General features: G+C 68.0%; 14 protein-coding genes and 1 tRNA gene. 2 read left to right on the top strand and 13 right to left on the bottom strand.

Annotation, left to right across the window (positions count from 1 at the left end):
• Nucleotides 1-152: 152 nt before the first annotated feature.
• From C1H84_RS15805 to argS, 10 genes are all read right to left on the bottom strand, one after another.
• Nucleotides 153-1,271, bottom strand: a complete 1,119-nt coding sequence (locus C1H84_RS15805; RefSeq protein ID WP_047118745.1) for an MraY family glycosyltransferase — start codon at nt 1,269-1,271, stop codon at nt 153-155.
• Entirely contained in the window at nt 1,268-1,954 is a 687-nt protein-coding gene (locus C1H84_RS15800) for an L-threonylcarbamoyladenylate synthase (RefSeq protein ID WP_047118744.1), read from the bottom strand. Before C1H84_RS15800 ends, C1H84_RS15805 begins: the two co-directional genes overlap by 4 nt.
• A gap of 37 nt (nt 1,955-1,991) precedes the next feature.
• Nucleotides 1,992-2,867, bottom strand: a complete 876-nt coding sequence (gene prmC / locus C1H84_RS15795; RefSeq protein ID WP_113607940.1) for a peptide chain release factor N(5)-glutamine methyltransferase — start codon at nt 2,865-2,867, stop codon at nt 1,992-1,994.
• 17 nt (nt 2,868-2,884) lie between these two features.
• Complete coding sequence (prfA, locus tag C1H84_RS15790; RefSeq protein WP_047118742.1) at nt 2,885-3,958, bottom strand: peptide chain release factor 1; 1,074 nt, start codon at nt 3,956-3,958, stop codon at nt 2,885-2,887.
• Between the two features lie 155 nt (nt 3,959-4,113).
• Entirely contained in the window at nt 4,114-6,312 is a 2,199-nt protein-coding gene (rho, locus tag C1H84_RS15785; RefSeq protein WP_047118741.1) for a transcription termination factor Rho, read from the bottom strand.
• A gap of 337 nt (nt 6,313-6,649) precedes the next feature.
• A complete protein-coding gene (gene thrB / locus C1H84_RS15780) occupies nt 6,650-7,579 on the bottom strand; it encodes a homoserine kinase (RefSeq protein ID WP_053797787.1) in 930 nt (309 codons plus the stop codon).
• A gap of 139 nt (nt 7,580-7,718) precedes the next feature.
• Entirely contained in the window at nt 7,719-8,819 is a 1,101-nt protein-coding gene (thrC, locus tag C1H84_RS15775; protein ID WP_047118739.1) for a threonine synthase, read from the bottom strand.
• Between the two features lies 1 nt (nt 8,820).
• Nucleotides 8,821-10,110, bottom strand: coding sequence for a homoserine dehydrogenase (locus tag C1H84_RS15770; RefSeq protein ID WP_047118738.1), 1,290 nt, complete (start codon nt 10,108-10,110; stop codon nt 8,821-8,823).
• Nucleotides 10,111-11,532 (bottom strand): diaminopimelate decarboxylase, encoded by a 1,422-nt coding sequence (lysA, locus tag C1H84_RS15765; protein WP_113607939.1) that lies wholly within the window; start codon nt 11,530-11,532, stop codon nt 10,111-10,113. It lies immediately after the preceding gene.
• A 6-nt stretch (nt 11,533-11,538) separates the two neighbouring features.
• Nucleotides 11,539-13,182 carry an arginine--tRNA ligase gene (gene argS, locus C1H84_RS15760; protein WP_113607938.1) on the bottom strand — a complete coding sequence of 548 codons (1,644 nt, stop codon included), beginning with the start codon at nt 13,180-13,182 and terminating at the stop codon, nt 11,539-11,541.
• A 152-nt stretch (nt 13,183-13,334) separates the two neighbouring features.
• Here argS and C1H84_RS15755 point away from each other — a divergent pair.
• A tRNA-Arg gene (locus C1H84_RS15755) sits at nt 13,335-13,410 on the top strand.
• Between the two features lie 146 nt (nt 13,411-13,556).
• On the opposite strand, the gene C1H84_RS15750 is transcribed toward C1H84_RS15755, so the two are convergent.
• The 3 genes from C1H84_RS15750 to C1H84_RS15740 form a co-directional block, all read right to left on the bottom strand.
• Nucleotides 13,557-14,348, bottom strand: a complete 792-nt coding sequence (locus tag C1H84_RS15750) for an ABC transporter ATP-binding protein (RefSeq protein ID WP_047118735.1) — start codon at nt 14,346-14,348, stop codon at nt 13,557-13,559.
• Nucleotides 14,341-15,261: an ABC transporter permease gene (locus C1H84_RS15745; protein ID WP_053797784.1), complete on the bottom strand. Its 921-nt coding sequence runs from the start codon at nt 15,259-15,261 to the stop codon at nt 14,341-14,343. Before C1H84_RS15745 ends, C1H84_RS15750 begins: the two co-directional genes overlap by 8 nt.
• 102 nt (nt 15,262-15,363) lie before the next feature.
• Entirely contained in the window at nt 15,364-16,362 is a 999-nt protein-coding gene (locus C1H84_RS15740) for an ABC transporter substrate-binding protein (RefSeq protein ID WP_053797783.1), read from the bottom strand.
• A gap of 399 nt (nt 16,363-16,761) precedes the next feature.
• On the opposite strand from C1H84_RS15740, the gene hrpA reads away from it, so the two are divergent.
• Nucleotides 16,762-20,754, top strand: coding sequence for an ATP-dependent RNA helicase HrpA (gene hrpA, locus C1H84_RS15735; protein WP_113607937.1), 3,993 nt, complete (start codon nt 16,762-16,764; stop codon nt 20,752-20,754).
• Nucleotides 20,755-20,861 lie beyond the last annotated feature (107 nt).

Genomic DNA, 20,861 nt, shown 5'->3' with positions numbered 1-20,861 from the left:
TTCGTCTAAATCGATGATCCACGGTGCACCTATCGATGCTGATGAAACTCAAAACCCCCTGCGAACAAAACTGTTCCGGGAGAAGATCCATATTGAATTCTACACGAGATAGAAACAGTTTGTGGGAGGTGGCGGCATGATACCCGAATTGGCTACTTGGACAACTTCTTGCGTAGCGCACCCAACCGGTCGACCACCAGTGGTTTCCATGTGGCAAGTCCCACACCGATAAACAGCAAGATGACGATCGGAACCATCAGAACGACGGGGATGAACGCGATCGAGACCACCGATACGGCGATGAAGCCGGCCCACAGGTACAGCAGGATCACCGCACGGCGCACCGAGTGACCCTGCGCGAGCATCTTGTGGTGGATGTGCTTGGCGTCCGGCGAAAAGGGTGAGCGTTTGTTGGCCAGCCGGCGCAGCACCGAGAGCACAAGGTCCAGTACTGGTAGGAAGACGATCACCATCGGCAGCAACATCGGCATGTAGGCCGGGATGTTGCGGAAGCGCTGGGCTTCCAAGCCCTGCACGTCACCGGTCACCGCGATCGTGGCCACCGAGAGGATCATGCCGATGGCCAGCACGCCGCTCTCCCCCATGAAGATGTTCGCGGGGTTGAAGTTGTGCGGCAGGAACCCCAGGCACGCGCCCAGCAGCAGGGAGCACAAAAGCGCACCCATGTTGGCGTAGTCGTCGGCGCTGACGTGCGTGGCCAGCACATAGGAGTAGACGAAGAACGTGGCCGCGCCGATGGCTGCAAGCCCGGCGGCCAGCCCGTCGAGCCCGTCGGAGAAGTTGATCGCGTTCATCGTGAGCACGATCAGGAAGATGGTGATGGCGATCTGGATCCAGGTGTGCTCGATTTGCCAGGAACCCACGGGCAGCGACTGGATCACGATTCCGTGCCCGGCGATGATCCCGCCCACCAGGACTTGGCCGCTGGCCTTGATCCACCAGCGCAGATCGAACATGTCGTCGGCGAGCCCCAGGATGAGGATCACCAGCAGCGCCAGCACGATGCCGGTGATGGGTTCGGTGTTCCCGAAGACCCCGCGGAAGAAGCTGAGCTGGCTGGCCAGCCCGAGCCCGAGCGCGAACGCGGCGATGATCGCCACGCCGCCGAACTTCACGATCGGCTTCTCGTGCTGGTCGCGGGCACGGACCTTCTGGTTGCCGGTGAACCTCTCGCCCACCGAGCGGACGATGGGGGTAAGCAGGAAAGAGACCGCGAAACTGAACGCGATCAGCAGGACGTAGCTTCTCATGCGCCCTGGCCGGAGTCGTCCTGTCCCAAGTCGAGAATGGCGGGGACGACCACGCGCAGCTCCTCGATGGAGATGGCGCCGGAGCGCACGACCTGCAGCCGCGCGCCGGTGCAGTCCACGATGGTCGAGGGCAGGGTCTCGGCGTCGTCCTGTGCGGCACGCGAGCCGCCGTCCAGGTACACGTCCACCGAATCGCCCAGCTGGGCCACGGCCTCGTCGGCGGTAGTGGCGGCCGGGTTGCCGGTGCGGTTGGCGGAGGAGACGGCCAGCGGACCGGTGGCGGCCAGCAACTCCAGGGCGGTTTCATCGTTCGGGACGCGCAGCGCCACGGTGCCGCGGGTCTCCCCCAGATCCCAGGTCAGCGAGGGCTGCGCCTGCAGGATCAGGGTCAGTCCCCCGGGCCAGAAGGCCTCGGCGAGCTTGCGGGCCTCGTCAGGGATGTCGCGGGCCAGCCCGTCCATGGTGGCGGCCTGGGCGATCAGCACCGGCGGCGGCATGGTGCGGCTGCGGCCCTTGGCCGCCAGCAGCATCGCCACGCCCTGCGCGCTGAACGCGTCGGCGCCGATCCCGTAGACCGTATCGGTAGGCAGGACGATGCAGCGCTGGGCCGACAGCGCGGTGCGCGCCGCCTCGATGCCTGCAGCGTGTTCCTGCTCGTTGCTGACCAAAAATCGTGTGCTCACGGGATCATTCTTTCATGTGGGGTGGTGGGTGGGTAGTTCAGCGCGGCGCGCGGCCGCTGGTCGAGCGCGGGCGCCCGGACAGGTCCGGGTGCCCGGCGACGGCCGTGAAACCAGCGTCGCGCAGCAGCTGGGCGGCGGAATCCTGCTGCACCTCGGCGTGCTCCATGACGAACAGTCCCCCGGGGCGCAGCAGGCGCAGCGCCTCGGCGGCGATGGCGCGCGGGATCTGCAGCCCGTCCTCGCCCAGCCCGTAGAGGGCCATCTGCGGGTCGTGGTCGCGCACCTCTGGTTCGCGCGGCACCGCATTGGGCGGGATGTAGGGCGGGTTGGAGATCACCAGGTCCATGCTGCCGTGCAATGGCGCCGGCAGCGCGGAGGCGTCGCGGTGCAGCACCGTGACGCCCAGCGGCTCGCAGTTGGCCCGGGTGTAGCCGATGGCGTCCTCGGAGAGCTCCACGGCCCACACGGAGGCCTGCGGGACCTCGCTGGCCAGCGCGGCGGCGATGGCCCCGGAACCGGAGCACAGGTCAGCGCAGCGGGGGGCCGCAAGCCCTTGCTCGGCCAGGAAGTCCAGGCCCAGCTGGACCACGGTCTCGGTTTCCGGGCGCGGCGAGAACACTCCGGGCCCGACCTTCAGGGTCAGGTAGCGGAAGTGGCCTTCGCCGGTCAGGTGCTGCAGCGGGATGCGCGCGGCGCGGCGTTCGAGCAGCGCGGCGTACTGCGTGAACTGCGGCTCGGAGAAGGAATCCCCGCGCAGTTCGCGCAGCTTCAGCTCGGAGCGCTCGATGCCCAGCACGTGGCAGGCCAGCAGGTCGGCGTCGACCGCGGGGCTGGGCACGCCGGCTGCGGCGAGCTGTCCCAGCGCGGCGCGGCGCACGGCGGACAGCTCGCGGACGGATAGCGGATTCTCCACGGGTGCGCGGGCGCCTGCTACTCGCCCAGCGCCGCCAGGCGCTCTTCCTCGTCCATCTGGATGCAGGATTCGATGACCGGCTCCAGGTCGCCGTCCATCACCGCGTCCAGGTTGTAGGCCTTGTACCCGGTGCGGTGGTCCGCGATGCGGTTTTCCGGGTAGTTGTAGGTGCGGATGCGCTCGGAGCGGTCCATGGTGCGGATCTGGCTGGCGCGCACGGCGGAGTTCTCTGCGTCGATGATCTCCTGCTGGTGGGCCAGCAGGCGCGAGCGCAGCACGCGCATGGCGGCTTCGCGGTTCTGGATCTGCGACTTCTCGTTCTGCATGGCGACCACGATGCCGGTAGGCAGGTGGGTGATGCGCACGGCGGAATCGGTGGTGTTCACCGACTGGCCGCCGGGGCCCGAGGAGCGGTAGACGTCGATCTTCAGGTCGTTGGCGTGGATGTCCACTTCTTCGGGCTCGTCGACCTCTGGCAGCACCAGCACGCCGGCGGCCGAGGTGTGGATGCGGCCCTGGGATTCGGTGACCGGCACGCGCTGTACGCGGTGCACGCCGCCCTCGAACTTCAGGTGGGCGTAGACGCCCTCTGCCGGGTCGCTGGACTTGCCCTTGATCGCGACCTGGGCATCCTTGTAGCCGCCGAGGTCGGACTCGTTGTAGGAGATCATCTCGACCTTCCAGCCCTTGTGCTCCGCGTAGCGGGTGTACATGCGCAGCAGGTCCGCGGCGAACAGGGCGGCCTCGTCGCCGCCCTCGCCGCCCTTGACCTCGAGGATCACGTCGCGCGCGTCGTTCTCGTCGCGCGGGATCAGCAGGCGGCGCAGCTTCTCCTCCAGTTCGGGCAGCTGCGCGGTGAGGGTTTCGACCTCTTCGGCGAAGTCCGGATCTTCGTCGGCCATTTCCTTGGCGGCTTCCAGGTCCTCGGTGGCGCTGTTCCACTTGTTGTAGGCCTCGACGATGCCGTTCAGCTGCGCGGAGCGGCGGCCGAGCTTGCGGGCCACTGACTGGTCGGCGTAGACGGACGGGTCGGAGAGCTTCGCCTGAATCTCGGCGTGCTCCTCAAGTAGCGACTTGACGGATTCAAACATGGGGCTGCTCTTCCTTTGTTCTGCGCGGCTCTGGCCAGCGGCCACGAAGGGCCGGGTTAAATTCTATGTCTTAAGCGCCATGGTAGGTGACGCGCCGATGGCGTCCAGCCGGCCGGACAGGTGCCGGCCGGCTGGACGCCATGGGTTTTTGAACGCTAGTGCTTGTCCGGTGTGGTCTTGTTCACCAGCATCAGGAATTCTGCGTTGGACTGGGTCTCGCGGATCTTGCCGGTGAGAACCTCCAGCGCCTGCTGCGGATCGATGCCCGAGAGCATGCGGCGCAGGCGCCACATGATGCGCACCTCTTCGGCGCTCATCAGCTGCTCTTCGCGGCGGGTGGAGGACGCGTTGACGTCGACCGCCGGGAAGATGCGCTTCTCGGCCAGCTGGCGCGACAGGCGCAGCTCCATGTTGCCGGTGCCCTTGAACTCCTCGAAGATGACCTCGTCCATCTTGGATCCGGTCTCCACCAGGGCGGTGGCTAGGATGGTCAGCGAGCCGCCGTTCTCGATGTTGCGGGCGGCGCCGAAGAAGCGCTTGGGCGGGTACAGCGCCGCGGAGTCCACGCCGCCGGACAGGATGCGGCCCGAAGCCGGGGCGGCCAGGTTGTAGGCGCGGCCCAGGCGGGTCATCGAGTCAAGCAGCACAACGACGTCCATGCCCATTTCCACCAGGCGCTTGGCGCGCTCGATGGCCAGCTCGGCCACGGTGGTGTGGTCGTCGGCCGGGCGGTCGAAGGTCGAGGCGATGACCTCGCCCTTGACGGTGCGCTGCATGTCGGTGACTTCTTCGGGACGCTCGTCCACCAGCACCATCATCAGGTGCACCTCTGGGTTGTTGGTGGTGATCGCGTTCGCGATGGACTGCAGGATCAGGGTCTTGCCGGCCTTCGGAGGCGAGACGATCAGGCCGCGCTGGCCCTTGCCGATCGGTGCGACCAGGTCGATGACGCGCGGGCCGACCAGCTTCGGATCGGTCTCCAGGCGCAGGCGCTCGGTCGGGTACAGCGGCACCAGCTTGTTGAATTCGACGCGCTCGCGGTTGTCCTCCGGCTTCTTGCCGTTCACCGAAGTCAGCTGCACCAGGGCGTTGAACTTCTGGCGCGGGTTCGGGGTCTCGCCCTCGCGCGGTGCGCGAATGGCGCCGACGATGGCGTCGCCCTTGCGCAGGTTGTACTTCTTGACCTGGCCCAGGGTGACGTAGACGTCGTTCGGGCCGGGCAGGTAGCCGGCGGTGCGGACGAATGCGTAGTTCTCCAGCACGTCCAGGATGCCGGCGATCGGCAGCAGCACGTCGTCCTCGCTCAGCTGCGGCTCGTCGTCCTCGCGGCGGCCGCGGCGGTTGCGGTTGTTCCGGTCGTTGCGATCCTGGTTGCGGTCATTGCGATCGTTGCGATCGCGGCGGTTGCCGCGCTCGCTGCGGTCGTTGTTGCGCTCACGGCGGTTGGCGTTGCGCTCATTGCGCTCGTTGCGCTCCTGGTTGCGATCGCGGCGCTCCTCCGACTGCTCGGACGCGTCCTGCTCGGAAGACTCGTTGCGGTCGCCGCCGCGGTCATTTCGGTCGTTGCCACGGTCGTTGCGGTCGTTGTTGCGCTCACGGCGGTTGCCACGCTCACGGCGGTTGCCGCGCTCGCGGCGCTCTTCGCGCTGCTCGCCGGACTTCTCCGCCTCGGCGTTCTCCGCGGCATCGGCTTCGGCCGGAGCGGTCTTGGCCTCGGCGGCCGGGGCGTCGGCATCCTGTGCCGGAGCCTCGGATGCCTGCTCTGCCTTAGCGGCGCGGGTGTTGCGGCGCTGGCGCGGTGCGCGTTCCTTGGCCGGTGCGGCGGCTTCCTCGGCCGGCGCGTCCACTGCGGCTTCGGCCTGGGCCGGTGCCTCGGTGGTCGCTGCCTTGGCGGCGTCGTCCTTGGCGGTGATCTTGCCGGAGTCGGTCACGCGGCGCGAGGTGCGGCGGGCGCGGGCCGGCTTTTCAGCCTTCGGCTCGGCGGCCTGCGGGGCCTCAGCTGCTTCCTGGGCGGGGGCTGCGTCGGCCTTCGGGGCCTCTGCGGCGGCCTTCGGTGCGCGACGGGTACGGGTGGTCTTGGCCGGCGCTTCCTTGGCGGCTGGCGCCTGGGCTGCGTCGGCCTTCGGCTCGGCGGCCTTGGCAGCTTCCGCGTCCTTGGCGGCGATCGAGCCGCCGCGCTGGTGGGAGCTGATGGCGGCGACCAGGTCGGCCTTGCGCATGCGCGATCCGCCGGTGATGCCGAGCTGCGACGCCAGCTGCTGCAGCTGGGTCATCTTCAAGGAGGCCAGGCCGGAGCTCTTGGTCTCGGAAGTCTTGGTGTCCACGCCTTCGTTGAGGCTCGTGGTTTCGGTCACGAAAATTCCTTCTGACTCGTAGGATGGGCTGCCTGCGGCAGTCCCACTGTGCCGTAAATATGAGGTGTTGCAGCCCAGAATGAGAGGCTGTTCCACCGAAAACCCGACCCGCCCTCAGGTATCACCGGTGATGGCGGGAAACTAGGTTTGAAAACTGATATCTCGACGGCACGACTGTGCATGGATGTGGGATATCAAGGGTGCTGCGAGCTGCAGGAAAAATCCGGAACGGCTGGACGGCTGCGACAGGCACGGTGCGCCGATCGCGTCCGCTTCAACACTCGCCATAAGGTTCATCATCGGGCTGGCGCCCGCATGATCCGGTCTGCCTTGAGTGCTACAGCACTTCTACTGTAACACCGTTGGCGGCCAGGCGCGGAAATTCAGCACGCCAGGAAACCGAAGATTGTGCGGAGAACTGCTCGATGAGCTCCCCTGCCAGGCGCTCCTGGGCGTCGCCGGCCACCAGCGCAAGCACTGTCGGGCCCGCCCCGGAGACCACCGCGGCCAGCTGGTGCTCGCGCAAAAGCGCGATCAGCGCGCTGCTTTCGGGCATCGAAGCGGCCCGGTAGGACTGGTGCAGGTAGTCGACGGTGCCGCCGAGCAGGTGGGACGGGTCGTTGCTCAGCGCGTGGATCAGCAGCGCGCCGGAGGCAGTGTTCGCCGCCGCATCTGCGTGGGCGATCTGCGCGGGAAGCACCCCGCGGGCCACCTCGGTGGACAAGCCGTTGGACGGGATCGCCAGCACCGCGCGGACCTGCGTGTGCACCGGGACCAGGGCGCAGCTGAAGGTCCCGTCGGCATTGGTCGCGGAAATGCTCAGCCCGCCGTAGACCGCCGGGGCGACGTTGTCCGGGTGGCCTTCCCAGGCCGCGGCGGCCTGGAAGACTGCGTCCAGTCCCCCGCGCTCGGCGGCCGGCAGCAGCGCATCGGCCGCGGCGTAGGCGGCGACGATCGCGGCGGCGGAGGAGCCCATGCCGCGGGCGTGCGGGATGTTGTTGGCCGCCTTCAGCTCGATGCCGACCGGCGCGAAGCCGCGCTGCTCCCAGTAGCGGTGCATCTCGCGGATGATCAGGTGGGATTCGTCACGCGGCAGGCTGTCGGCCCCGTCGCCGCTGATCTGCACGGTGCTCTGCGGCGCGGTGCGGATCTCCAGCCGGTCGCGGAATTCCAGCGCGAGGCCCAGCGAGTCGAACCCGGGGCCCAGGTTGGCGGTGGTGGCGGGCGGGGCGACGACCAGGTGCTGGCCCAGGGCGATCTGCTGCATGGGTTCCTTCGAGGTGGTGAGCTTCAGGTGGTGAGCTAGGGGTGATGAGTGCGGAGGGGCGCCGGAACGCGCAGCGGCCCGCCACGGCCGCACCGGGTGCCGGTGCGGCGGCGACGGGCCGGCAGGCAGCGGGCGGCGTCTAGGACAGGCCCAGTGCGGTGGCGACTTCCACCACGTCGAAGCCGACCTTGGTGGGGGCGACGGCCGAGCCGTCGGCCTGCTTCAGGGCCCAGTCCGGGTCCTTCAGGCCGTGGCCGGTCACGGTGATCACGATCTTCTTGCCCGACGGCACGTTGCCTGCGGCGTGGTGCTTGATCAGGCCCGCGACGCCTGCCGCGGAGCCCGGCTCCACGAAAACGCCCTCGCGGGAGGAGAGCCAGCGGTGCGCGGCGAGGATCTCGTCGTCGGTCACCGAGTCGATGAGGCCGCCGGACTCGTCGCGCGCTTCCTCGGCCTGGGCCCAGGAGGCGGGGTTGCCGATGCGGATGGCGGTGGCGATGGTGTCCGGCTCGGTCACCGGGTGGCCCAGCACGATCGGTGCGGCGCCGGCGGCCTGGAAGCCCCACATGATCGGGGTCCTGGTGGATACCGGGGCGAGCACGGCGCCGGCCTGGTTGGTGAACTCGGAGGCGTACTCCTTGTAGCCCTTCCAGTAGGCGGTAATGTTGCCCGCGTTGCCCACCGGCAGCACGTGGTAGTCGGGGGCGTCGCCCAGGAAGTCGACGACCTCGAAGGCGCCGGTCTTCTGGCCCTGGATGCGGGCCGGGTTCACGGAGTTGACCAGGAACACCGGATAGTTCTCGCTCAGCTTGCGGGCGACCTCAAGGCAGTTGTCGAAGTTGCCGTCGATCTGGATGATGTCGGCGCCGTGCGCGATCGCCTGGGAGAGCTTGCCCATGGAGATCTTGCCGTCCGGCACCAGCACCGCGCACTTCAGCCCGGCCTGGGTGGCGTAGGCTGCGGCGGAGGCGGAGGTGTTGCCGGTGGAGGCGCACACCACTGCCTTGGCGCCGGCGGCGACCGCGGCGGTCATCGCCATGGTCATGCCGCGGTCCTTGAAGGAGCCGGTCGGGTTCATGCCCTCGACCTTCAGGTACACCTCGCTGCCGGTCAGCTGGGACAGGGCGGGGGCGAAGACGAGCGGGGTGCCGCCTTCGCCGAGCGTGATGACCTTGGTGTTCTCGTCTACTGGCAGACGGTCGGCATATTCGCGGATGACTCCGCGCCACTGGTGGGCCACGTTAGTTTCCTTCAACTCGCATAACGGATGTAACAGAGTGCACCGCGTCCAGCGCCGCGACGGCGTCGACGGTGGTGCGCAGGGCCGCTTCGGCGCCCCGGTGGGTCAGGATGCGCAGCGCGGAGCCCTCGCCGTCGGCATCGCTGTGCTGGCTCATGGACTCGATCGAGACGCCGTGCTCGCCGAAGACCGCGGCGATGCTCGCGAGCACGCCCGGCTGGTCCTTGACCGACAGCCCGATCCAGTAGCTGGTGGTGATCTGCTCGAAGTCCAGCAGGTTCACCGGCTGGTCGGCCGAGCCGTTAGGCAGCCCGGCCCCGGCGGCCAGCTGGCGGGCCACGGCAACCACGTCGCCCATGACTGCCGAGGCGGTCGGGTTGCCGCCCGCGCCGGCGCCGTAGAACATCAGGTCCCCGGCGTTTTCCGCCTCGACGAATACGGCGTTGAACGCGCCGCGGACACTGGCCAGCGGGTGGCTGCGCTTGATCAGCGAAGGGTAGACGCGCACCGAGACTCCGGCTTCGGCGTGCTCCGCGATCGCCAGCAGCTTGATGACGTAGCCGGCCTCGGCGGCGGCGGCCACGTCCTGCGCGCTCACCTCGGTGATGCCTTCGGTGTGCACCTGGTCCGAGGAGACGGTGGTGTGGAACGCCAGCGAGGCGAGGATCGCGGCCTTCGCGGCGGCGTCGTGCCCGCCCACGTCGGCGGTCGGATCGGCTTCCGCGTAGCCCAGCGCCTGGGCCTGGGCGAGCACGTCGTCGAACGCGGCGCCGGTGGAGTCCATGGCGTCCAGGATGAAGTTCGTGGTGCCGTTGACGATGCCCATCACCTTGGTGATGTGATCGCCTGCCAGCGAATCGGCGATCGGGCGCAGGATCGGGATGGCCCCGGCCACGGCCGCCTCGTAGCGCAGCTGGGCGCCGTGCTCGGCGGCCAGCTGGTTCAGCTGCGCGCCCTGGGCGGCGATCAGCGCCTTGTTGCCGGTGATGACGCTCGCCCCGCGCTTCAGCGCCCGGGCGATGTAGTCACCGGCCGGGTGCAGCCCGCCGAGCAGCTCGATGACCACGTCGGCCTGGTCGATCAGCGAATTCGCGTCGGTGGTGAACAGCTCCGCGGGCAGCTGCACGTCGCGCTCGGAGGCGGTGTTGCGCACGGCGATGCCGGTCAGCTCCAGCGCCGCGCCGCTGCGGTCGGCCAGCGCCGCCGCGTCCTCAAGCAGGATACGCGCGACCTGCGCGCCGACCGTGCCGCAGCCCAGCAGGGCGACCTTCAGGCTCTTTTCAGCGGTCAATTAAACTCCCATGTCGCGGGCCAACAAATCAGCTTCCGTTTCCCTGCGCACGATCAGACGGGCTTGGCCGTCGCGTACGGCTACCACCGCGGGGCGGGTGAGGTAGTTGTAGTTGCTCGACAGGGCCCAGCAGTAGGCTCCGGTGGCCGGCACGGCCAGCAGATCGCCGGCGGCAACATCCTCGGGCAGGTAAACGTCCTTCACGACTATGTCACCTGACTCGCAGTGTTTCCCAACTACGCGAGAAATAATTACGTCGCTGCGCGTCACACGGCTGGCCAGCACCGCGGTGTACTGGGCGTCGTAGAGCACCGGGCGCGGGTTGTCGCTCATGCCGCCGTCCACCGACAGGTAGCGGCGCGGATGCAGCGCGCCGGAGGCGTCCTCGACCTGGACGTCCTTGCGCACGCCCGCCTCGTAGAGGGTGAAGGTCGACGGGCCGGCGATGGCGCGGCCCGGCTCGATGGAGATGCGCGGGCAGGCCAAGTCCAGCTCGGCGCACGTCGCGGAGACGACCTGCGCCATCTGCGCGGCCAGCTTCACCGGGGTGGAGGGATGGTCCTGCAAAGTGTAGGCGATGCCGTAGCCGCCGCCGAGGTCCAGTTCGCCCAGTTCGACGCCGTGGAGCTGGCGGATCTGCGCCAGGATGCCGAGCATGGTGCGTGCGGCCATGGCGAAGCCCTCGGCCTCGAAGATCTGCGAGCCGATGTGCGCGTGCAGTCCCAGCAGGTTCACGTTGTCCGCATCCAGGGCGCGGGCCACGGCGTCCAGCGCCGGGGAGGTGCCCGAGTCGTTGGCCAGGATGGACAGGCCGAACTTCTGGTCCTCGTGGGCGGTGGCAATGGCCTCGTGGGTGGAGGCGTGCACGCCGGGGGTGATGCGCAGCATCACGTTCGCGCGCTGGCCCAGCGCATCGGCGATGCGGATGACGCGTTCCAACTCGTCCAGCGAGTCCACCACGATGCGGCCCACGCCGGTTTCGATGGCGCGGGTGATTTCCGCGGCCGACTTGTTGTTGCCGTGCAGCGAGAGGTTCTCCCCCGGTACGCCGGCCGCGGCGGCCACTGCCAGCTCGCCGCCGGAGCAGGTGTCAAGACGCAGCCCCTCGGCGGTGACCCAGCGGGCGACCTCGGTGCACAAGAACGCCTTGCCGGCGTAGTAGACGTCCACCCCGCCACACAGGTCCTTGAAGGCCGCGTCGAACGCGGACTTGAAGCTGGCGGCGCGGGCGCGGAAGTCGTTCTCGTCGAGCACGAACAGCGGGGTGCCGAATTCCTGCGCCAGCTGCGCGACGGGGATGCCCTGCACGGCCAGCTGGCCATCGGCGCCGCGGGCCACACCGGTGGCCCATTCGATCTCGCGCAGCGTGTTTACGTCGTTCGGGAAGTTCAGCCAAGCTGGAGCCAGCGGCGATGCGGCCATAGGGTATTACATCCTCTCCGGGGCGGAAACGCCCAGCAGTTCCAGGCCGTTGGCCAGGACGGTGGTGGTTGCGTCGTTCAGCCACAGGCGCGCGGAATGCACCGGCAGCACGTTGGTGTCCTCGCCGATCGGGGTGATGCGGGTGGCGGCGTACCACGAGTGGTAGGCGCCGGCGACCTGCTCCAGATAGCGGGCGATGCGGTGCGGTTCGCGGAACTCGGCGGCGCCGGCAACCACTGACGGGAACTGGCCGAGCACTGCCAGCAGCTCGTTCTCGGTGGGGTCGGTCAGCTCGCTGGCGTCGAAGGACTCGCGGGTCACGTTCTTCTCCGCGGCGTTGCGGGCCGCGGCGGCGGAGCGCGCGTGGGCGTACTGCACGTAGAACACCGGGTTGTCGTTGGTGTTCTTCTTCAGCTGCTCAGGGTCCAGCGCGATCGGCGAATCGGCAGGGAAACGGCCCAGCGAGTAGCGCAGCGCGTCGGCGCCCAGCCAGTCGATCAAGTCGCGCAGCTCGATGATGTTGCCCGCGCGCTTGGACAGCTTCGCGCCGTTGACGCTGATCAGCTGCCCGATCAGCACCTCGATGTTCTTTTCCTTGTCGTCGCCCGCGCAGGCGGCGATGGCCTTCAGGCGGTTGACGTAGCCGTGGTGGTCGGCGCCGAGCAGGTAGATCTTCTCGGTGAAGCCGCGGTCCTTCTTGGACAGGTAGTAGGCGGCGTCGGCCGCGAAGTAGGTCGGCTCGCCGTTCGCGCGGATCAGCACGCGGTTCTTGTCGTCGCCGAAGTCGGTGGTGCGCAGCCAGACGGCGCCCTCCTGATCGAAGATGTGGCCCTGTTCGCGCAGGCGCGCCACGGCGTCGGCCACGGCCCCGCCCTCGTGCAAGGAGGTCTCGGAGAAGAACACGTCGAAGCTGACGCCGAAGTCCGCCAGGGTCTTCTTGATGTCTGCCATCTGCGCCTTGTAGGCCAGCTCGCGGATCTGCGGCAGCGCGGTCTCCTCGTCCAGGCCCTTCAGCTCGGGGGCTTCGGCCTCGACGATGTCTGCCAGTTCCTTGATGTACTCGCCCGGGTAGCCGCCCTCGGGCACCGGCAGGCCGTGCATGCGGTTGTAGACCGAACGGGCGAACACGTTCATCTGGTTGCCGGCGTCGTTGATGTAGTACTCGCTGGTGACATCCGCGCCGGAGGCGCGCAGCACGCGGGCGATCGCATCGCCCAGCGCGGCCCAGCGGGTGTGGCCGATGTGCAGCGGGCCGGTCGGGTTCGCGGAGACGAACTCCATGTTGACCACATGGCCGGCCAGGGAGTCGTTGGTGCCGTAGGCCTTGCCGGCCTCGACGATGGTGCGGGCCAGCTCGCCGGCGGCGGCGGCGTCCAGGGTGATGTTCAGGAAGCCGGGGCCTGCGATGTCCACGGCGCCGACTCCCGGTACCTCGGCCAGGCGGTTGGCCAGCAGCTGCGCGAAGTCGCGCGGGGCCATGCCGGCCTTCTTGCCCAGCTGGAGCGCGATGTTGGTCGCCCAATCGCCGTGTTCACGGCTCTTGGGTCGCTCCACGCGCACGACGTCGGGGATGTCGACGGAGATTTCGCCGGCTGCTACGGCCTGGGTGAGGCATGCGGATATTGCTGCGGAGAGTTCTTCAAGAGTCACCCATCAAGACTACCGGTTTTTCGCGCTCCCCACGGGCATTCATGACGCCGCAGGCTGTGATCATGTAGGCATTCGCCGCGCAAACCGCCGTTGGCGCGGATTCCACGTTTGGCCTTGCGACCTGATAGTATTTTTTCGTTGCCCGGCAACACGCCTCTGTAGCTCAGTGGATAGAGCGTCTGCCTCCGGAGCAGAAGGCCGAAGGTTCGATTCCTTTCAGGGGCACCACCTCACCGCAGGTCCTGGTTTACGCCGGGACCTGCGGTTTTTCTGCGCCCACCCGGACGCCGCCCGGTGGCGGGGACGGCGACGGCCCCGCCGGCGAGGAGTATTCCCATCCGGCGGGGCCGTTGCCAGTTCAGCGACGCGGGCTGCTACTGCAGCATGGTGCGGTCATCGAGCTGGGCGCCCTTGATCTTCTCGAACTCGCCCAGCAGGTCCTTGACGGTCATCTGCTGCTTCTGCTCGGAATCCAGGTCCAGGATGATCTGCCCGTCGTGCATCATGATCAGTCGCGTGCCCAGTTGCAGCGCCTGCTCCATGTTGTGCGTGACCATCAACGTGGTCAGCTGGTGGCGTTCGACGATCTGGTTGGTCAGGCGCGACACCAGCGCGGCGCGCTGCGGGTCCAGCGCGGCGGTGTGCTCGTCGAGCAGCAGGATCTTGGGCTCGGAGAACGTGGCCATGAGCAGGCTCAGCGCCTGGCGCTGGCCGCCGGAGAGCAGGCCGACCTTGGTCTTCAGGCGGTTCTCGAGCCCGAGCTCCAGGGACTTCAGCTCTTCGACGAACAGCTCGCGGCGCTTGGCCCCGACCCCGGCGCCCAGTCCGCGGAAGCGTCCTCGGGCGTAGGCCAGGGCCATGTTCTCCTCGATCGACATGGTCGGCGCGGTGCCGGCCATCGGATCCTGGAACACGCGGCCGATGTATTTGGCGCGGCGGAAGTCGGCCAACTTGGTGACGTTCTTCCCGTCGATCGTCACCGTTCCGGCGTCCGGCTGCAGCTTGCCGGCCACCATGTTCAGCACCGTGGACTTGCCGGCGCCGTTGGAGCCGATCACGGTGACGAATTCGCCGTTCCCCAGAGTCAGGTTGATGTTGCGCAGCGCCTTGCGTTCATTCACCGTGCCGGGGAAGAACGTGCGAGACAGGTTCTTGATCTCAAGCATTGGTGCGAACCTCTTCCTTGGAGTCGGTGACGGGCGCCGGGGTGCGCTTGAAGGACTTCACGATCTTCTGGAAGCCCTTCCACTTCGGCAGCAGCAGGGCGATGACGACCAGCACGGCGGAAATCAGCTTCATGTCGTTGACCTCCAGGCCGGCGACCAGGGCCAGCTGGATGACCAGGCGGTAGAGCACCGCGCCGATGACGACGGCCAGGGCCGCCAGCCAGATGTAGCGCTGGGTGAGGATCGCCTGGCCGACGATGACCGAGGCCAGGCCGATCAGGATCACGCCGATGCCCATGCCGACGTCGGCGAAGCCCTGGTACTGGGCCACCACCGCGCCGGAGGCGCCGACCAGGCCGTTGGACAGCGCCAGGCCCAGGATCTTCTGGTTGTCGGTGCTCACGCCGAAGGAGCGGATCATTTCCTGGTTGTCGCCGGTGGCGCGCATGGCCATGCCCATCTCCGTGTGCAGGAACCAGACCACGGCCGCGACCAGCACGAGGCTGACCAGGAAGAAGATGCCGATGGAGGTCCAGGAGCCGAGGATGCCGGCGGCGCGCATCGGGCTGATGAGCGTTTCCTCGCCCAGCAGCGGCGTATTCGCCTTGCCCATGATGCGCAGGTTGATCGAGTACAGCGCGATCATCGTGAGAATACCGGCCAGCAGGCCGTCGATCTTGCCCTTGGTATGCAGCAGGCCGGTGACGGCGCCTGCGGCCATGCCGGCGAGGAATGCCAGCAGGGTGGCCAGCCAGGGATTGACCCCGTTGACGATGCTGACAGCCGCCACGGCGGCGCCGGTGGTGAAGCTGCCGTCGACGGTGAGGTCGGGAAAGTCCAGAATGCGGAAGGTCAGGTACACCCCGAGCGCCATGATGGCGTAAATCAGCCCGAGTTCAACTGCGGTGATCATGTTCGGATCCTTGAGTTGTCAAAATTTGTGGGTAGTCGCGACGAAGGCGGGGCGGCATGGTGCGCGCCCCGCCTTCGTGCCGCAGGTTTGGTCCGGCGAGCCTTAGTAGGTCTGCACGGCCTTCGACTTCATGTCGTCGGAGAACTCGATGCCGACCTTCTTGGCAGCTTCCTCGTTCAGGTACAGCTCGACCTGGGAGATGGTCTCAACCGGCATCTCGGCCGGCTTGGCCTCGCCCTTGAGGATCTTCACGGCCATGGCGGCGGTCTGCTCGCCCAGCTTCTCGTAGTTGATGCCGTAGGTGGCGGTCGCGCCGCGCTTGACGGACTCGCCGTCGGCGGAGATGACCGGAACCTTCTTGGACTGGGCGGTCTGCAGCAGGCCTTCCAGGGCGGAAACCACTGCATTGTCGGTCGGCACGTAGAACGCGTCGACGTCCAGCGAGCTGGCCGCCTGCTGGACCTCGCTCGGAGCGGAGATCGCGGATTCCTTGATGGTCAGGCCCAGCTCAGCGGCGGCGTCCTTGGCCCACTGGACCTGGACTGCAGAGTTCGCTTCGCCCGAGGAGTAGACGATGCCGACGTTCTTGGCTTCAGGCGCCAGTTCCTTGAGCAGCTCCAGCTGCTCCTTGACCGGGTTCTTGTCCGAGGTGCCGGTGACGTTGGCGCCCGGCGCCTCGTTGGAGGCGACCAGCTTGGCGTCCACCGGATCGGTGACGGCGGAGAAGACCACCGGGACGCTGGTGATCGCCTGGGCGGCGGCCTGGGCGGTCGGGGTGGCGATGGCCAGGACCAGGTCGATGTCGCTGTCCGAGGCGAGCTTGCCGACCATGGAGGTGTTGGTGGCCTGGTCGCCCTGCGCGTTGTTTTCGTCGTAGGAGATCTTGTCGCCGGTGTAGCCGGCGTTCTCCATGCCCTTCTTGAAGCCACTGGCCACGGCGTCCAGCGACGGGTGGGACACGTACTGGGCGATGCCGATCTTGACCGGCTCGTCGGTCTTGGCTGCGTCGTTGCTGCCGGAATCGTTGCTGCCGCAGGCGGTCAGGGCCAGGGCGCCGGTGGCGGCGATGGCCGCGAATTTCAAAGCCGTAAAGCGCTTCATGAAGGTTCCTTTCAAAGTTCCCTATGCGAGTGATAACCACCGAGACTTCACTGGTTCCGGAGAGCCGCCAGGCTCGCTGTCGGCTCGGGAACGATCCGGACCAGGTGACGGTGATTACCCCCGATCTTACATGTGAACGACCTCACCTTGACTACAATCAACGCCGTATTGAAGACATTTGCGTGTTGATCGGGCGCAAACGCCGCACAAAATCGAGCGCAAAACCGCGCAATGGACATCTTTTGTATTCCACAGCCTCAAGCTGGCGACGATTGTTTGGACGAAATGCGAACTTGACTTGCGTCGAACGCGATCCGGGTCACGTCGGTTCGCGAAGCGAAAAGCCGCTCCGGGGCGCGGCGGGCGACGCGGCGCGAACGCGCATAGAATGGGGGCATCATGGCGCTAACCATTTCCTATCCCGAAGCTCTGCCCGTCTCCGGTCGCCGCGAGGACATCCTCGACGCGGTATCCAAGAACCAGGTGGTCGTGATCGCCGGCGAAACCGGTTCCGGCAAGACCACCCAGCTGCCCAAGATGCTCATCGAGCTCGGGCTGGCCGAGAAGGGCATGATCGGCCACACCCAGCCGCGGCGCCTTGCGGCGCGCACCGTGGCCGAGCGCATCGCCGAGGAAATGGGCACGAGCATCGGCGAGGAAGTCGGCTTCCACGTGCGCTTCACCGGCGAGGTTTCCAAGCGCACCAAGCTGAAGGTGATGACCGACGGCATCCTGCTGGCGGAGATCCAGCGCGACAAGCTCCTGAAGAAGTACTCGGCGATCATCATCGACGAGGCGCACGAGCGCAGCCTGAACATCGATTTCCTGCTGGGCTACCTCAAGCAGATCATGCCCAGGCGCCCGGACTTGAAGATCATCATCACCTCCGCGACCATCGACCCCGAACGCTTCGCCGCGCACTTCGGCACGCTGGACGCGGAGGGCGAGCTGGTCCCGGCGCCGATCCTCGAGGTCTCCGGGCGCACCTTCCCCGTGGAGCTGCGCTACCGCCCGCTGGCCGCCGAGGTCGACCTGGACGAGGACGCGGACGCCGAGTCGCTGGAGGACGACCGCGACCCGCTGGATGCGGTGACCGACGCGGTCCGCGAGCTGGCCGGCGAGGCCCCGGGCGACATCCTCATCTTCTTCTCCGGCGAGCGCGAGATCCGCGACGCCGCCGATGCGCTGCGCGCGCTGGTCGCCTCCAACAAGCGCCTGCCGCGCTACGAGGTGCTGCCGCTGTTCGCCAGGCTCTCGCTGGCCGAGCAGCACCGGGTCTTCCACCCGGGCGCCGCCCCGCGCATCATCCTGGCCACCAACGTGGCGGAAACCTCCCTGACCGTGCCGGGCATCAAGTACGTGATCGACACCGGCACCGCGCGCATCTCGCGCTACTCGCACCGCACCAAGGTGCAGCGCCTGCCGATCGAGCGCGTCTCCCAGGCCAGCGCGAACCAGCGCTCTGGCCGCTGCGGCCGCGTGTCCGAGGGCATCGCGATCCGCCTCTACTCCGAGGACGACTACCAGAGCCGACCGGAGTTCACCGACCCGGAGATCCTGCGCACCAACCTGGCCAGCGTGATCCTGCAGATGATCTCCATGGGCGTGGTGGCCTCGGCCGCGGAGGTCTCCGAATTCCCGTTTGTGCAGCCGCCGGAATCGCGGGCGATCTCCGACGGCGTGAACCTGCTGCGCGAGCTGGGGGCGCTGGATGGCCAGAAGCGCGCGGGCATCACCCCGGTGGGCCGCCAGCTGGCGCAGCTGCCGCTGGATGTGCGGCTGGGCCGCATGATCGTGGAGGCCGCCGGGCGCGGCGTGGCCAAGGAGCTGATGGTGCTGGCCGCGGCGCTGAGCATCCAGGATCCGCGCGAACGCCCCTCCGAGGACACCGGCCAGCGCGAGCGCGCCGCCGAGCTGCACAAGCGCTTCGCCGACGACAAGTCGGACTTCACCGCGCTGCTGAACCTGTGGGCGTACGTGCGCGAGCAGCAGAACGAGCTGTCCTCCTCCGCGTTCCGCCGGCTGTGCAAGGCCGAGCACATCAACTACCTGCGGGTTCGCGAATGGCAGGACTTGTTCACGCAGCTGCGCCAGCTGGCCAAGCCCCTGGGCATCACCGTGGCCGCCGCGCCGATCGAGCCGGCCGCCAACGAGGACGCCGTGCACAAGTCGCTGCTCTCCGGGCTGCTGGGGCACATCGGGCTCTACGACGAGCGCAAGCGCGACTACGTCGGAGCGCGCGGCACCCGCTTCGCGATCTTCCCCGGCTCCGGGCTGTTCAAGAAGTCGCCGACCTGGGTGATGGCCGCCGAGCTGGTGGAGACCTCCCGGCTGTGGGCGCGCACCAATGCGGTGATCGATCCGGCCTGGGTGGAGGAGCTGGCCCCGCACCTGCTCAAGCGCACCTATTCGGAGCCGCACTGGTCCAAGCGCAACGGTTCGGTGATGGGCTACGAGAAGCTCACGCTCTTCGGGCTGCCGATCGTGCCGCGCCGCCAGTTCCACTACTGGCGCGTGGACAAGGCGCTGGCCCGCGAGCTGTTCATCCGCCACGCGCTGGTGGAGGGTGACTGGCGCACGCACCACAAGTTCTTCGCGAAGAACCGCGCGCTGCTGGAGGAAGTCGAGGAGCTGGAAACCCGCATGCGCCGGCACGATTTGCGCATCAGCGATGAGGACCTGTTCGCGTTCTACGATGCCCGGCTGCCGCAGGACATCCTCTCCGAGCGGCACTTCGACCGCTGGTGGAAAAAGGCGCGCGCCGCGGATCCGGCGCTGCTTGACTTCGATCCCGAGGCGCTGCTGGCCGCCGACGCGCAGGCGCTGGACGAGACCGCCTTCCCGAAAACCTGGGCGCTGGGCAGCATCCACCTGCCGCTGAGCTACGAGTACAACCCGGCCGCCGCCAGCGGCGAGGGCGACGGCGTTTCCCTGACCGTGCCGGTGGTGTTCCTGAACCAGCTGGATCCGGCGCGGTTCGCCTGGCTGATCCCGGGCCTGCGCCACGAGCTGCTCACCGCGCTGATCCGTTCCATGCCCAAGGCGATCCGCAAGAACTTCGTGCCCGCCCCGGACGTGGCGGGCAAGGCGCTGGCGATGCTGGAGGCCGATTTCGATCCCGCCACCGACGACCTGGCCCAGTCGCTGGCGCTGGTGCTGCGGCGGCTGCGCGGCATCGTCGTGGACCCGGCCGTTTTCGACTTCTCCACGCTGCCCGCGCACCTGCGTTTCGGCTTCACCGTCACCGACGCCTCCGGCAAGGTGCTGGGCCAGGGCGACGACCTGGGCAAGCTGCAGTACAAGCTGGCCGCGGCCAACCGCGCCGCGCTGGCCAGCGGGGTCAACTCCCCCGGCGCAGCTCTTCCGGGCAAACCAGGCAAGCCGGGGACCCCTGCCGCAGCCGCCAAGGGCGGGCAGGGCAAAACGGCCACGGGCCGGCAGGGCAACAAGGCCGGAAAGGGCACCCGGGGCGCGAAGAACGCCGCGGGGGCCTGGGACCAGCAAAAGCTCGATGCCTGGCCGCAGCTTGACGCCGCCGGGGACACGCTGGGCGACAGGCTGCCGGACAAGGTCACGACCACGGTGATGGGCCAGCAGATCACCGCGTACCCGGGCCTGATCGCCCAGGGCGAGCGCGTGGACCTGACGGTGTTCCGCTCGGCCGTGGAGCGCGACGCGGCGCACCGCACCGGCGTGATCCGGCTGCTGATGCTGCGCCTGCCGCCGGCGGCGAAGTTCGTGATCTCGCACCTGGACAACACCGAGAAGCTGGCGTTCACGCAGAACCCGCACGGCTCGATCGAGCACCTGATCAGCGACTGCACCATGGCGGCGGTGGACAAGCTGGTGCCCGAGCAGCTGCCGATGGACCGCGCGGCGTTCGAGGCGCTGTTCGAGGTGGTGCGCGCGGAGCAGATCGACACGGTCTTCTCCATCACCGCGGTGGTGGCCAAGGTCTTCGCCGCGGCCACGCGGATCTCCAAGGAGCTGAAGGCCACCCGCTCGCTGGCCATGTACGCCGCGATCACCGACATCCGCTCGCAGCTGGAGCAGCTGATCTACCCCGGGTTCATCGCCGCCACCGGTGCGGCGCACCTGCTGCGCCTGCCGCGCTATCTGGCGGGCATCGAGAAGCGGCTGGAGAAGCTCGCCGGCGGCGCGGTCACCCGCGACTCGCAGGCGCTGGTCGTGATCCAGAAGCTGGAGGACGAGTACGACGCCGCCCTGGACAAGGTCCCGGAGGGCGCGCGCCTGCCGGCGGGGCTGCGCGAGGTGAAGTGGATGCTGGAGGAGATGCGCATTTCGCTGTTCGCCCAGGAGCTGGGCACCGCGTATTCGGTCAGCGAGAAGCGCATCCGCAAGGCCATCAAGGACGGCCTGTCGGCGCTGTAGCCGACGGCCTGGAGCCGACGACGCTCCAGCCGCCGGCGCCCCGGCCCGCGCCGGGGCCGGAAAATGCCCGCCGGAGCCGACCTGCATGGCCGGTTCCGGCGGGCATT

This window comes from Glutamicibacter soli (assembly GCF_003309065.1).
GTDB classification, from domain to species: Bacteria; Actinomycetota; Actinomycetes; order Actinomycetales; family Micrococcaceae; genus Glutamicibacter; species Glutamicibacter soli.
Note: the sequence above shows the minus strand (reverse complement) of the source record. Positions and strands in the feature narration are given on the sequence as shown.

What these genes read in the sequence shown, in the direction of transcription:
- lysA (WP_113607939.1), bottom strand. Translation starts at nt 11,532, where the DNA reads ATGGCCGCATCGCCGCTGGCTCCAGCTTGGCTGAACTTCCCGAACGAC.
- C1H84_RS15745 (WP_053797784.1), bottom strand. Translation starts at nt 15,261, where the DNA reads ATGATCACCGCAGTTGAACTCGGGCTGATTTACGCCATCATGGCGCTC.
- thrB (WP_053797787.1), bottom strand. Translation starts at nt 7,579, where the DNA reads ATGCAGCAGATCGCCCTGGGCCAGCACCTGGTCGTCGCCCCGCCCGCC.
- C1H84_RS15750 (WP_047118735.1), bottom strand. Translation starts at nt 14,348, where the DNA reads ATGCTTGAGATCAAGAACCTGTCTCGCACGTTCTTCCCCGGCACGGTG.
- prfA (WP_047118742.1), bottom strand. Translation starts at nt 3,958, where the DNA reads ATGTTTGAATCCGTCAAGTCGCTACTTGAGGAGCACGCCGAGATTCAG.
- C1H84_RS15805 (WP_047118745.1), bottom strand. Translation starts at nt 1,271, where the DNA reads ATGAGAAGCTACGTCCTGCTGATCGCGTTCAGTTTCGCGGTCTCTTTC.
- C1H84_RS15740 (WP_053797783.1), bottom strand. Translation starts at nt 16,362, where the DNA reads ATGAAGCGCTTTACGGCTTTGAAATTCGCGGCCATCGCCGCCACCGGC.
- hrpA (WP_113607937.1), top strand. Translation starts at nt 16,762, where the DNA reads ATGGCGCTAACCATTTCCTATCCCGAAGCTCTGCCCGTCTCCGGTCGC.